The sequence below is a fragment of the Vibrio sp. bablab_jr001 genome (assembly GCF_016464285.1).
In the GTDB taxonomy this organism is placed as follows: domain Bacteria; phylum Pseudomonadota; class Gammaproteobacteria; order Enterobacterales; family Vibrionaceae; genus Vibrio; species Vibrio fluvialis.
Map to the genome: position 1 here is coordinate 35990 of NZ_JACDWZ010000072.1, position 13225 is coordinate 49214.

Genomic DNA, 13225 nt, shown 5'->3' on the forward strand with positions numbered 1-13225 from the left:
AGCGGAATATTCCACTGGGGATTTCCTTTTTCAGCTCAATTGCGCTTATTTCTTCGCTTTGGCAAAGGCCGCGGCAAAGGCGCCGCTCATCGCGCCACCAGCGTTGGACGGTTCATCACGCCGACGCGGTGCACGCTCTTGGCGCGGCTGGCTGCTGCGCGCCGGACGGCTTTCCTGGCCCGGTTCGTCGTTCAGGCGCATAGTAAGCGCAATGCGTTTACGCTGCACGTCAACTTCCATGACCTTAACTTTCACGATGTCGCCCGCTTTGACCACTTCGCGAGGGTCGGAGACAAAGCGATCGGTCAGCGCAGAGATGTGGACTAACCCGTCCTGATGCACGCCGATGTCGACAAATGCGCCGAAGTTGGCCACGTTCGATACCACGCCTTCCAGCACCATGCCGATTTCGAGATCCGACACTTCATTCACGCCGTCGGCGAAGGTCGCGGTTTTGAACTCAGGGCGCGGGTCACGGCCCGGCTTGTCGAGCTCTTTGATGATGTCGCTCACGGTCGGCACCCCGAAGTGTTCGTCGGTGTAATCGACCGCGCGCAGGTTACGCAGAAACTCGCTGTTCCCAATCAGCGCTTTGATCGCTTTTTGGTTTTTCTCCGCGATGTTTTTCACTACCGGATACGCTTCCGGGTGCACCGCAGAGGCATCGAGCGGGTTTTTGCCATCCATAATGCGCAGGAAGCCGGCACACTGTTCAAAGGCTTTTGGCCCCAGACGCGGCACTTTTTTCAGTGCACTGCGCGAATCAAAGCGGCCGTTTTCATCGCGGTAGTCCACGATATTTTGCGCCAGCGTGCTCGACAGGCCCGCGACGCGCGTGAGCAGCGCCGGAGAGGCGGTGTTGACATCCACACCGACGGCGTTCACACAGTCTTCCACCACGGCATCAAGACGCTTGGCCAGCATCGACTGGCTGACGTCGTGTTGATATTGGCCGACACCGATGGATTTTGGGTCGATTTTCACCAGCTCTGCCAGCGGGTCTTGCAGGCGACGGGCAATGGACACTGCGCCGCGCAGGGAAACATCCAGATTCGGAAATTCTTTGGCGGCCAGTTCGGACGCTGAATACACCGAGGCGCCGGCTTCGCTCACCGTGATTTTCTGCACTTTGAGGTTGCCGCGTTTGATGAGGTCAGCAGCAAAAGCGTCGGTTTCACGCGATGCGGTGCCGTTACCGATCGCAATCAGATCGACATGGTGTTGCTTCACCAGCGCTGCCACGCTCGCCATCGCGCGGTCGTATTGATTGTGCGGTTGGTGCGGATAAATGGTGTCAGTCGCGAGCACTTTACCGGTGGCATCCACCACCGCCACTTTACACCCAGTACGCAGGCCCGGATCGAGGCCAAGGGTTGCGCGCGGGCCTGCCGGGGCTGCCATCAGCAAATCTTTCAGGTTGGTGGCGAACACGTCGATAGCATCGATTTCGGCGCGCTCTTTCATCGCGCTCATCAATTCGGTTTCCATGTGCATCGAAACCTTGATGCGCCATGACCAACTGATCACCTGTTTGCGCCACGCGTCGGCTGCCGCTTGGCTGAGGTGAATGCCGTAATGTTCGGCAATCAGGGTTTCGCAGTACGACTGACGCGCGGTCTCTTCCAATTCCGGATCGGCGTTTAGCGTCAGGGTCAGGAAGCCTTCGTTGCGGCCACGTAGCATGGCCAACGCACGGTGCGACGGCACTTTGCTGATGGGCTCGCGGTGGTCAAAGTAATCTTTGAATTTCTCGCCGTCACGCTCTTTCCCTTCCACCACGCGAGAGACGATTTCGGCGTTACGCGTCAGGTGCTGACGGATTTTTTCCAGCAAGTTCGCATCTTCGGCGATGCGTTCCATAATGATGGCACGTGCGCCGTCCAGCGCCGCTTTGCTGTCGTCGATGCCTTTGTCAGCGGCAATGTAGCGTTCTGCTTCACGCTCCGGATCGGTATCCGGCTGCGTCCACAGTTTATCTGCCAGCGGTTCCAGACCCGCTTCAATCGCGATTTGGCCTTTGGTGCGACGCTTAGGTTTGTATGGCAGATACAGATCTTCCAGACGGGTTTTGCTGTCGGCGTCCTGAATCGCTTGTTCCAGTTCAGGAGTCAGTTTGCCCTGATCCTGAATGGATTTGATAATGGTCTGGCGGCGGTCATCCATTTCGCGCAGGTACGCGAGGCGGCTGTCCAGCGTACGCAGCTGGGTATCGTCCAGACCGCCGGTGACCTCTTTACGGTAACGGGCGATAAACGGAACGGTGTTGCCGTCGTCAATCAGTTTGACGGCGGCGATGACTTGCTCTGAGCGAACGTTCAGCTCTTTGGCAATCGATTGACAGATAGCTAAGCTCATGGTTGATATCACTTTTTACAACAGAATCACTGAAGTGGGGGCAACAGAGTCTATTTTAAACGTCTACCAGCCTTGTCAGAGAAGATTGAATTTCGTCGGTGTGGGTTTGGGGGCGCCAGCACTGGCAATAGGCGGCGTAACTCATCCAGATGTACCCCAGCAGCTCGAGTCCTTCCTGCAAGGCACTCTTGAATACAAAATTGTAGTCCTGACCCATGATGTGCTCCCACAACAGTCGTCCGCTTCCGAACACGCGGCTGAAGACCAGCACCATGAGTAATCCGCCGACCATATACACATACTCTCTTTGCTTTGTAAAGGCAGCCAGCGGAATCCAGATGGAGTCGTTGCAGTACAGGCATGCGTACCCGATACACAGCATGGCCGTCAGCAGAGCCGGAATCAGCCAGAAACCGTGATAGACGTGGTCAAACAGCTGGTCGAGCTCGCGGATCAGTACGCAGCTGAAGAAGCCCGCCGCCAGCAGATAAAAACCGCGTGCTGGTGGCGTGCGTTTGGCTGCCAGCGCAAAGAGCAGCGCGGCAAAAGCGACGAATGTTTCCTGAGTGAGCTCGGTGACGGAGATCTCGCCGATGTCGTTGTGCAGAATCGCGAGGTCAATATACAGGGCGAGTGGTGCGATAAGCAGCATGACAATCAGGGTCAGCAACTCTTTAGCGCTGGCGAGGATTTGGAGTTTTGCATCGTGTGCAGACATAATGAAGTCGACTCGAAAGTAATTCTTAATCGCACAATGCTATTGAAACAGTGTTTTTTAATGTAATAAAACAAACTAAAATGATGTGATTTTAGGTTTTGGCTTTTTTTAACCAAATGATTATTAGAATGTTTAAGGTGTAAATGAAAACCAAGCTGATCACCCGAGAGGGGTACAATAAACTCAAAAAAGAGCACGACTATCTGTGGAATGAACGCCGTCCGGAAGTGACCAAAATCGTTACCTGGGCGGCCAGCCTTGGTGATCGCTCCGAGAATGCGGACTACACGTTCAACAAGCGTCTGCTGCGTCAAATCGACCGCCGGGTGCGTTTTCTGCGCAAGCTGCTGCCAGAGCTGAAAATCGTCGATTACTCTCCGCAGCAGGAAGGCAAAGTGTTCTTCGGCGCCTGGGTTGAAATTGAAAACAGCGCGGGCGAAGTGAAAAAATTCCGCATCGTCGGGCCAGAAGAAATTTACGGCGACGATGTGAAAGATTACATCTCGATTGACTCGCCGATGGCGCGAGCGCTGCTGAAAAAAGAGGTCGATGACGAGTTCGTGGTCCGTACGCCGAGTGGCGAGAAAGAGTGGTTCATCAACCACATCGAATATGAGAAAAATGCGTAAATGCGCACGCGATCGCTCAGTTTGGCGTGCTTTTGTGAAAAACTGGCGTAGTTTCGGTTACAGCCTTGTTTTATCATAGCCCGCCGACACCGGGGTCGTGACAGGGCGGCGTTAGCCCGCACCGATTAGGATAAGTATGCAGCGAAAAACCAGACCGACATTACAAGACATTGCCGACCAGGTGGGCATCACCAAGATGACCGTGTCGCGCTATTTGCGTGACCCGAATTCGGTGGCGCAGAAAACCCAGGAAAAAATCGCGGCAGTGATTGATGAACTCGGTTACATCCAGAACCGCGTGCCGGCGATTCTGTCCAAATCCTCCAGCCGTGCGATTGGCATTATTCTGCCTTCGCTCTCCAACCAAGTGTTTGCCCATTTGGTGCAGGGGATTGAAGCGGTCACCAAAGCGGCTGGTTACGACACGCTGATTGCGCATACCGGCTACAGCTCCAAAGAGGAAGAAGAGAAGATCGCGGCATTGCTGTCCTATCGTGTGGATGGCTTGATCCTGACCGAAACCAACCACACCGACCGCACGTTGCAGATGCTCAACTCGGCTGGCATCCCGGTGGTGGAAACCATGGAAATTCCGCTCAGCCCGATTGATATGGCGGTCGGGCTTGATCACGAGCAAACCTCTTACGAAGTGGTGCAGAACATGATTGCGCGCGGCAAAAAGCACATCGTTTATCTCGGTGCGCGCTTGGATACGCGAACCCGCTTGCGGATGAAAGGGTATGAGCGAGCGATGCAGGATGCCGGACTGGAGCCGCTGCAGGTCTCAACGGGTGAGCATTCGAGCTTTACGCTCGGAGGTGCGCTGCTGGAAAAGGCGCTGCGCGAACAGCCGCAACTGGATGCGATTTTCTGCACCAACGATGACGTGGCGATTGGTGCCATGATGTATTGCGCCCACAAAGGTATCAAAGTGCCAGAGCAGATTGGTGTGGTCGGGTATAACGCGCTGGATATCGGTCAGGCAATCATTCCTAAGCTGACCAGTGTTGAAACGCCGCGTTTTGAAATTGGTAAAAAAAGCGCAGAGCTCTTGCTGGCTGCGCTCTCAGGAGAAACGGTGGAGCAGAAAGTGTTTGATCTCGGCTATCGCCTCACCGAAGGCGACAGCCTGTAATTCTCACTTTACTGCGCGTCGAATAGAAACGTCGCGCCCTGATCCGCCGCTGTCACCAGATGGCGCGCCTGAGCAAACAACTCTCTGCCCCAACTCTGCTGCGTTGCTGCGCAGTTGGGTGCCACCGCCGTGCGGCCACGTAAATCCGTCAAACAGGTTAACTGACCTTGGGTGGCATCGAGACGAATTCGGTCTCCATTTTGCAGCAAACCAATCGCGCCACCGCGCAGTGCTTCTGGCGAAACATGAATCGCGGCCGGAATTTTGCCCGATGCACCCGACAAACGGCCATCGGTGACCAGCGCCACGCGATAGCCCGCTTTTTGCACGTTGCCCAGAATCGGCATCAGTTTGTGCAGCTCCGGCATGCCGTTGGCCGCAGGTCCGCTGTAGCGTACGACGACCACACAATCCTGATTGAGTTCGCCACGATGATAGGCCGCTTCGACATCGTGCTGCGAATCGAACACCTTCGCCTCGGCTTCAATTACGTGATGCTGCGCTTTGACCGCTGAAATCTTAATCACGCTCTGACCCAAGTTGCCTTGCAGCACTTTAATACCGCCGCTGGCCTGAAACATTTCGCCTTGCGGCGCAATCACGCTGGGGTTGAGAGTCTCGGTGCACGCTTGCCAGTATAGTTCGCCACGCTGCAGCTGTGGGCGCTGCAATTGCTGCTCAAAGCTGCCGATGGCGGGCGTCACATTTTGATGCAGCAGGCCGCGCTCATTGAGGCGCGTCATCAGCATCGGCACGCCGCCGGCGGCTTCAAATTCATTGATGTCGGCGGTGCCGTTCGGATAGACATTGACCAGCAGCGGCACCACATCGGACAGATCGCTGATGTCCTGCCAGGTCAGAATCAGGCCCGCGGCGCGCGCGACTGCGACCATGTGAATGGTGTGGTTGGTGCTGCCGCCGGAAGCCAGCAGCGCTATCACGCCATTGACCAGACTTTCTTCGGTCACCACGTCGCTGAGTGGGCGGTAACCCGGTGTGCCCGGCGCCTGCGCCGCAATTGCTTGTGCGGTGTAATCGGTCAATGCCTGGCGTAGCGCGCTGTGCGGTGGCACAAACGCTGATCCCGGCAACATCAAGCCCATGGCTTCAAACACCAGTTGGTTGGTGTTGGCGGTGCCATAAAAGGTGCAGGTGCCCGGTGAGTGATAAGAGCTGCATTCCATCTCCAGCAGTGCGTCGCGACCGACCTGACCAGCGGTGTACTTCTGGCGCACATCAACTTTTTCTTCGTTGCTGATCCCGGTCGCCATGGGACCGGCAGGAATGAACGCGGTCGGCAAATGAGCGTAGGCGAGGGCGCCCATCAGTTGCCCTGGGGCTATTTTGTCACAGATGCCGAGCAACAGGGTGCCATCGAACATGTTGTGGCTGAGAGACATCGCTGTGGTCTGGGCAATCAGATCGCGTGAGAACAGCGACATGTCCATGCCCGGTTGGCCCTGAGTCACGCCATCGCACATCGCGGGTACGCCGCCGGCCACTTGCGCAGTATGGCCAAGCGGTGCCAGTGTGGCTTTGATCTGCTCAGGATAGTTTTTATAGACCTGATGGGCGCTGAGCATGTCGTTGTAAGCGGTGACGATGGCCAGATTGGAACGGGTTAAGTCAAGAATGTGCGATTTTTCGTTGTTGCATGATGCGGCGATCGCGTGGGCTAAGTTACCGCACGACAGGCTGGCTTTGCCTTTCCCGGCTGCGAGTTGCGCCGCGGTTTTGGCCAGAAATTGTTGCCGGGTTTGTGCGCTGCGCTGGCGAATGCGCTCGGTGACCTGCTCGATGATTGGCTGAATCATGCGACCGCCTCCTGCTGATTCAGTGCCGCGACGGCATGAGCGACCACCTCATCAATGCTGCAATCGATGGGAATGATCAGTACATCGCGCTCGTCGACAGTCGGGTACTCCAGCGTGGCAAACTGGCTGTCGAGCATATCGGTTTTCATAAAGTGACCCTGACGGGCGCGCATGCGCTCCAGAATCAGAGATTTATCCCCATCAAGAAACACAAACGTCATGTGCTCATTGCCTTCGCGAATCTGGTCGCGATAACACCTTTTGAGCGCCGAGCAGACAATCACCCCACGTTCGCTCTTGTTCTCGAGACTGAATGCGGCATCGCGAATGCGCTCCAGCCAAGGCGCACGATCAGCGTCGTTGAGTGGTTCACCGCGGCGCATTTTTTGAATATTGGCGCGTGGATGTAGGTCATCACCATCGATGAATTTCGCGTCGAGATGCTTGGCAATACTTGCGCCAATGGTGCTTTTGCCCGAGCCACTTACGCCCATAACGATAATGCTGCTACCCGTCATACAGACTCCTTAATCACGAGATCTGAGCGAGATCTCAATTTCGAAAATTGCCCTAAGAATTGACTTTATCTTAGTGGTGTTATCGGTAACATGTTACCCGTAACTTTTAGATTTGTGAACCAATACACAAACATCCAATCCTTGATAAAGGTGAACAAAATGGAACCATTAGCACATAGCCCAGACCCTACTTATCTGCTGCTGATCGCTGCCTGCGCCATCGCAGCATTGCTGATTTTGATTATGAAATTGAAGGTGCACGCCTTTGCCTCACTGACGTTAGTGAGCTTTGGCACCGCCCTCGCCACCGGTATGCCGAGTGAGAAAGTGGTACCGACTATGATGTCGGGATTTGGAGGCACACTGGCTTCGGTCGCACTGCTGGTCGGCCTTGGTGCGATGATCGGTAAAATTCTCGAAGTGACTGGCGGAGCGAAAGTGCTGGCGGACACCTTAATTGGCCGTTTCGGCGAGCAGCGCGCGCCGCTGGCGCTTGGTGTGGCATCGCTGATGTTCGGCTTTCCGATTTTCTTTGATGCCGGCCTGATTGTAATGATGCCGATCCTGTTCAGCGTGGCGAAACGCTTTGGCGGTTCGCCGCTCAAATACGCGCTGCCAGCTGCCGGTGCGTTTGCGGTGATGCACGCGTTTGTGCCGCCGCACCCGGGCCCTGTTGCCGCGTCGGATTTGCTCGGCGCAGACTTAGGTCTGCTGCTGATTGTCGGCCTTTTGGTGGCGATGCCGACCTGGTATTTCGGTGCCTACCTGTTTGGTCTGTATTCCGGCAATAAATTCAACATTCCTCTCTCCAAAGCGTTTCTGAACACCGAAGTGATGTTCAAAGACAAAACTGATTTACCGAAGTTTTCCACGGTTCTGCTGATCCTGATTCTGCCTGTATTGCTGATTTTCATGGATACCGGTCTGAACACGCTGGCGGTGGCGGGCCTGATTGATGGTCAGCAACCCGCGATTGAGTTCCTGCGTATGCTGGGCAAAACGCCGATCGCCCTGCTGATCACTTTGCTGGTGTGTTTGTGTGTGTTCGCTGGCAAATACGGCATGGGTAAGCTGGAAAAACTGTGTACTGACGCGCTGGCGCCGATTTGTGCGGTGATTCTTGTCACTGGTGCGGGTGGTATGTTTGGCGGCGTGCTGCGCTCAAGTGGTATCGGTCAGGCGTTGGCGGATGTACTGGCGGACACGGGCATGCCAGTGATTGTCGCCGCGTTTGTGATTTCAACCTGTCTGCGCGTCGCGCAAGGTTCGGCCACCGTGGCGCTGACTACCACCGCGGCGCTGATGGCACCGATTGTGTCTCAGACCGTCGGCCTGAGTGAGCTGGATTTGTGTTTTATCGTGATTGCGATTGCCGGTGGTGCGACGGTGTTGTCACACTTCAACGATTCCGGTTTCTGGCTGGTTTCCCGCTTGCTGGAAATGGATGAGAAGACCACACTGAAAACCTGGACGGTAATGGAAACCCTGCTCGGCACGATTGCCTTCGTGATCGTCGCGCTGCTTAGCTTCATTTTTTAAGGTGTATTGATGATGACTCTTGAACAACGACTGCAACAAATCAAAATTGTCCCGGTGATTGCGATTAACGATGCGGAGCATGCGGTGCCGCTGGCGAAAGTGCTGGTAGAAAACGGCCTGCCTTGTGCGGAAGTGACGTTTCGTACCGATGCGGCGCAGGAATCGATTCGCCTGATGCGCGACGCGTATCCGAAGCTGCTGATTGGCGCAGGCACGGTACTGACCACGCAGCAAGTCGACCAGGCCATCAGCGCGGGGGCCGATTTCATCGTCAGCCCGGGATTAAACCCGACCACAGTCAAATACTGCCAACAGCGCGGTATTGCGATTGTTCCCGGGGTGAATAATCCCAGTCTGGTTGAACAGGCGATGGAGCTGGGGCTAAAAACACTCAAGTTCTTCCCGGCAGAGCCGTCGGGCGGCGTCGCGATGCTGAAAGCATTGTCTGCGGTCTATCCGGTGCAGTTTATGCCGACAGGCGGCGTTAATCCGCGCAATGTGGCCGACTATTTGGCGCTCCCGTCGGTGGTTGCCTGTGGCGGAACCTGGATGGTGCCGAGCGATCTGATGGACAGCGGCAACTGGGACGAGATTGCGCGTCTGGTGCGCGAGCTGTAATCCTCTCTGGTCATTCATGAGAAAGTCAGCCCAAGCGGCTGGCTTTTTTGTTTTGTGCTGCATGAAACGGGTTGTTCAGTGCTGATGGGCTATGATAAAAGCAAATTAATGCCTAGCGGCGCGTAACCGCCTCAACCGTCAAAGGGTTACTGCAAGGCGGTAAACGGAAATAAACGTTAACAATTCTTTGAATCTAAGCGTGCATAACAGTGTTACATTTTACTCGCCCCGGTCTTATCGGGCGCAGTCACTTAATTGGTGGGATCAGGACACATGCAAGAAAACTACAAAATTTTAGTCGTCGATGATGACGCGCGTTTGCGTGCATTGCTGGAGCGTTATTTGTCTGAACAGGGATTTCAGGTGCGCAGCGTGGCGAACAGTGAGCAGATGGACCGCCTGTTAACCCGTGAAACCTTTCACCTGATGGTGCTCGATCTGATGCTGCCCGGCGAAGATGGCCTGTCGATTTGTCGCCGTCTGCGTAACGCCAACAATTCAATTCCGATTCTGATGCTGACTGCTAAAGGCGATGAAATTGATCGCATCGTCGGCCTGGAAGTAGGCGCAGACGACTATCTGCCAAAACCATTTAACCCACGTGAGCTGCTGGCCCGTATTAAAGCGGTGCTGCGTCGCCAGGTGATTGAAGCGCCGGGCGCGCCAAGCTCAGACGATACCGTGGTCGAATTTGGTGAATTCCGCCTTAATCTCGGCACGCGGGAAATGTTCCGTGGTGACGAAGCGATGCCACTGACGTCGGGTGAATTTGCCGTGCTGAAAGCGCTGGTAACCAACGCGCGTGAGCCATTGTCGCGTGATAAACTGATGAACATGGCTCGTGGCCGTGAATATTCGGCGATGGAGCGTTCGATTGACGTGCAGATCTCTCGCCTGCGCCGCATGCTGGAGGTTGATCCAAGCAAACCGCGTTATATTCAGACCGTATGGGGTCTGGGTTACGTGTTCGTTCCGGATGGTAAATCCGCCAGCTAATCTGACGCCCCTTGCAGTACCAGTGTCACCCTGACGCTGGTACTCAACATTCTCTTTTCCTAAAGGTGTCTCATGCGTATCCGCAGTTCATTTACTCAAACCATTCTGTTGTTCTTCACTCTGCTGATTGCCAGCCAAGCCTACTCTTATTACGCCCTGTTTAATTATGCGCTGATGCCGAGCTTGCAGCAGTTCAACAAAATCCTCAGCCATGAAATCAGCCTGATGCTCGACGATTCGCCCAATCCGGCAGAACAAGGTTTGTCGATGGATGTGCCGATGAGGCGCAAAGTGCTGGAGCAGCTTGGGGTGAGCATCTTCAATGAGAACAGCCCGCAGGCCGATGGTTTCAACCATTCGATGACCATCGATCTGATGAGCGAAGAGATGTCGCAGGAACTCGGTTCGCACACCGAAGTGCGCATGGGGCTGGGCAAAGACAGCTATGTGCTGTGGATGAAAATCGATTTGCTGCCGGGGCAGGTATTGCTTATCCCGCTGTCTGAGCTGCAGGAAGAGGATTTTGCGCCGCTGTTTCGCAATAGTATCGTCATGGCGGTGCTGATTCTGGTTGGCGGCTGGCTGTTCATCCGCTTGCAGAACCGGCCGCTGATTGCGCTGGAAAAAGCCGCCAAAGCGGTGGGCCGTGGTGAAATTCCGCCGCCGATCCGTGAAAAAGGCGCCAGCGAAATTCGCTCCGTGACGCGCGCCTTCAATCAGATGTCGAAAGGCATTCAGGCTCTGGAAGACGATCGTGCGCTGCTGATGGCGGGCATCAGTCACGACTTACGTACGCCGCTGACCCGCATTCGTCTGGCGACGGAAATGATGTCACCGGAAGAGAGCTATCTCGCCGAAGGCATCATCAGTGACACCGAAGAGTGCAACGAGATCATCAGTCAGTTCATGGACTATCTCAAACCCGTCAACAAACAGAGTTTTGAACAGGTTGATTTGAATGAGATTGCCAACGATGTGGCGACGTCTGAAGGTGGCTACGAGGTGCAGGTAGAAGTGAATCTGCATCCGGAACTGGTGCCGGCATTTGGCAACCCGATCGCGATTAAGCGGGCGGTGAGTAATCTGGTCGTCAATGCACTGCGCTACGGTAACGGCTGGGTCAAAGTCAGCACCGGCTTAACCGCGGATAAGAAAATGGCGTGGGTCAGTGTGGAAGACAACGGCCCGGGCATTGAGCCGTCGCAGGTCAACAAGCTGTTTGAACCCTTCACTCGTGGTGACACCGCGCGCGGCAGTGAAGGTACCGGGCTGGGGCTGGCGATTGTCAAACGTATCATCAGCCAGCATCACGGCTCGGTGGCGGTGAATAACCGCAGTGATGGCGGCCTGAAAGCGCAAATCAGCTTTCCGACCCGCTAGTTTTTTCCAGCACTGAGACAACGAAAAAGCTCGCCAAATGGCGAGCTTTTTTATGATTTGCAGTCAGGATGCGCGATTACGAATCCAGTGCCTCTTCGCGAGCTTCTTCACGAGGAGTATGTGTTTCTGGCAGCAGCAGGTTAAGCAGAATAGCGGTAATTCCGCCGGCTGCGACACCAGATGAGAAGATGCTCTTAATGAAGTCCGGCATAAATTGTAGGATTTCCGGTTTCTGGGCGATACCCAGGCCCATCGAGAACGACAGCGCCATGATCAGAATCGCGCGGCGATCGAGGTCGACGCGGGAAATGATGCGTACACCCGCCGCAGCGATGGTACCGAACATCACGATGGTCGCGCCGCCCAAAACAGGTTCAGGAATCAGCTGGACAAAGCTCGCCACACCCGGGAACAGGCCAAGCAGAACCAGCATGCCGGAAATGAAGTAGCCCACGTAGCGGCTTGCAACACCAGTCAGCATGATCACACCGTTGTTCTGGCTGAAGGTAGAGTTCGGAAAGCTGTTGAACACCGCTGCCAGCGCCGAGTTGATGCCGTCTGCCAGTACGCCGCCTTTGATACGTTTCATGTATACCGGGCCTTTGACCGGCTCGCCAGACACTTCTGAGGTTGCCGTGATGTCGCCGATCGCTTCCAGCGCAGTGATGAGGAAAATCAGTACCAGAGGAATAAACAGCGACCAGTCAAAACTCAGGCCGTATTGCATCGGAATGGGCAGTGCAATCACGGCGGTATCGCCCAGCTGGCTGGTATCGATCATACCCATCAGGTACGCCATCACATAACCCACCAGCATTGCAATGACGATAGAAGCGACGCGCACATAGGGATTGTGTGAGCGGTTAAGAATCACGATGATGGCCAGCACTGTACCTGCCAGCGCCAGTTTATCCAGGCTTCCGAAGGTACCATCACCCAGCGCCGCGTAGCCGCCGCCCATGGATACCAGACCCACTTGTACCAGCGTCAGACCAATCAGCGTCACGACAATCCCGGAGACCAGAGGGGTGATGATGCGCTGGGCAAACTCCAGCACGCGCGACAGCAGAATTTCAGCAAAAGAGGCCAGCAGAATAGTACCGAAAATGGCCGCCATCATGGTTGAGATGTCAGCGCCACCCGCTTTGAGCGCCAGTCCTGCACCGATAATCGGACCAAGGAAGTTAAAACTGGTCCCCTGAATCGACAGCAGACCGGAACCAATCGGGCCGATGGTACGAATCTGGATAAACGATGACAAACCAGAAGCAAACAGCGACATGCTGATGATGGTGTTGGTCTGATCGGCGGGTACGCCCAGCGACTGACAAATGATCAAAGACGGGGTGATTACGGCAACAAACATCGCCAGCAGGTGCTGCAGAGCGGCAAAGAACGTTTGTGGCAGCGGCGGACGGTCATTGAGCTGGTAAACCAGATCGGACTTACGCGTGTTTTGGGTTGTCATGGCAGTTTCCTAATGTGTTATGTCACTTCGCCTGCGCTGAGTGGGCAGTGGAAGC

General features: G+C 55.2%; 11 protein-coding genes. 6 read left to right on the forward strand and 5 right to left on the reverse strand.

The features are described 5' to 3' along the window. Positions 1-45: 45 nt before the first annotated feature. Both JIG40_RS10785 and JIG40_RS10790 read right to left on the reverse strand, forming a co-directional pair. On the reverse strand, positions 46-2355 hold the full coding sequence (locus tag JIG40_RS10785; protein WP_020429362.1) for a Tex family protein: 2310 nt from the start codon (positions 2353-2355) through the stop codon (positions 46-48). A gap of 55 nt (positions 2356-2410) precedes the next feature. Further along, a complete protein-coding gene (locus tag JIG40_RS10790; RefSeq protein ID WP_199465339.1) occupies positions 2411-3073 on the reverse strand; it encodes a hypothetical protein in 663 nt (220 codons plus the stop codon). Positions 3074-3216: 143 nt separating this feature from the next. Between JIG40_RS10790 and greB the strand changes: the two genes are divergently transcribed. Both greB and JIG40_RS10800 read left to right on the forward strand, forming a co-directional pair. Continuing rightward, positions 3217-3702 carry a transcription elongation factor GreB gene (gene greB, locus JIG40_RS10795; RefSeq protein ID WP_020329346.1) on the forward strand — a complete coding sequence of 162 codons (486 nt, stop codon included), beginning with the start codon at positions 3217-3219 and terminating at the stop codon, positions 3700-3702. A gap of 136 nt (positions 3703-3838) precedes the next feature. Beyond that, on the forward strand, positions 3839-4837 hold the full coding sequence (locus tag JIG40_RS10800) for a LacI family DNA-binding transcriptional regulator (protein ID WP_020329347.1): 999 nt from the start codon (positions 3839-3841) through the stop codon (positions 4835-4837). Positions 4838-4845: 8 nt separating this feature from the next. Here JIG40_RS10800 and edd read toward each other — a convergent pair whose 3' ends face one another. After that, positions 4846-6651, reverse strand: coding sequence for a phosphogluconate dehydratase (edd, locus tag JIG40_RS10805; RefSeq protein WP_199465340.1), 1806 nt, complete (start codon positions 6649-6651; stop codon positions 4846-4848). After that, the gene (locus JIG40_RS10810; protein WP_199465341.1) at positions 6648-7169 is read right to left on the reverse strand and encodes a gluconokinase; all 522 of its coding nucleotides are present in this window, start codon (positions 7167-7169) and stop codon (positions 6648-6650) included. Before JIG40_RS10810 ends, edd begins: the two co-directional genes overlap by 4 nt. Before the next feature lie 159 nt (positions 7170-7328). On the opposite strand from JIG40_RS10810, the gene JIG40_RS10815 reads away from it, so the two are divergent. The 4 genes from JIG40_RS10815 (at position 7329) to envZ (ending at position 11702) form a co-directional block, all read left to right on the forward strand. Beyond that, positions 7329-8708, forward strand: a complete 1380-nt coding sequence (locus JIG40_RS10815; RefSeq protein WP_020329350.1) for a GntP family permease — start codon at positions 7329-7331, stop codon at positions 8706-8708. Between the two features lie 12 nt (positions 8709-8720). Beyond that, complete coding sequence (locus tag JIG40_RS10820) at positions 8721-9326, forward strand: bifunctional 4-hydroxy-2-oxoglutarate aldolase/2-dehydro-3-deoxy-phosphogluconate aldolase (RefSeq protein ID WP_199465381.1); 606 nt, start codon at positions 8721-8723, stop codon at positions 9324-9326. Between the two features lie 273 nt (positions 9327-9599). After that, the gene (ompR, locus tag JIG40_RS10825; RefSeq protein ID WP_020329352.1) at positions 9600-10322 is read left to right on the forward strand and encodes a two-component system response regulator OmpR; all 723 of its coding nucleotides are present in this window, start codon (positions 9600-9602) and stop codon (positions 10320-10322) included. Positions 10323-10394: 72 nt separating this feature from the next. After that, positions 10395-11702 (forward strand): two-component system sensor histidine kinase EnvZ, encoded by a 1308-nt coding sequence (gene envZ / locus JIG40_RS10830; protein ID WP_020329353.1) that lies wholly within the window; start codon positions 10395-10397, stop codon positions 11700-11702. Between the two features lie 76 nt (positions 11703-11778). Here the strand turns inward: envZ and JIG40_RS10835 are convergent, their stop codons facing one another. After that, positions 11779-13170 carry a uracil-xanthine permease family protein gene (locus JIG40_RS10835; protein WP_032080316.1) on the reverse strand — a complete coding sequence of 464 codons (1392 nt, stop codon included), beginning with the start codon at positions 13168-13170 and terminating at the stop codon, positions 11779-11781. Positions 13171-13225: the final 55 nt, after the last annotated feature.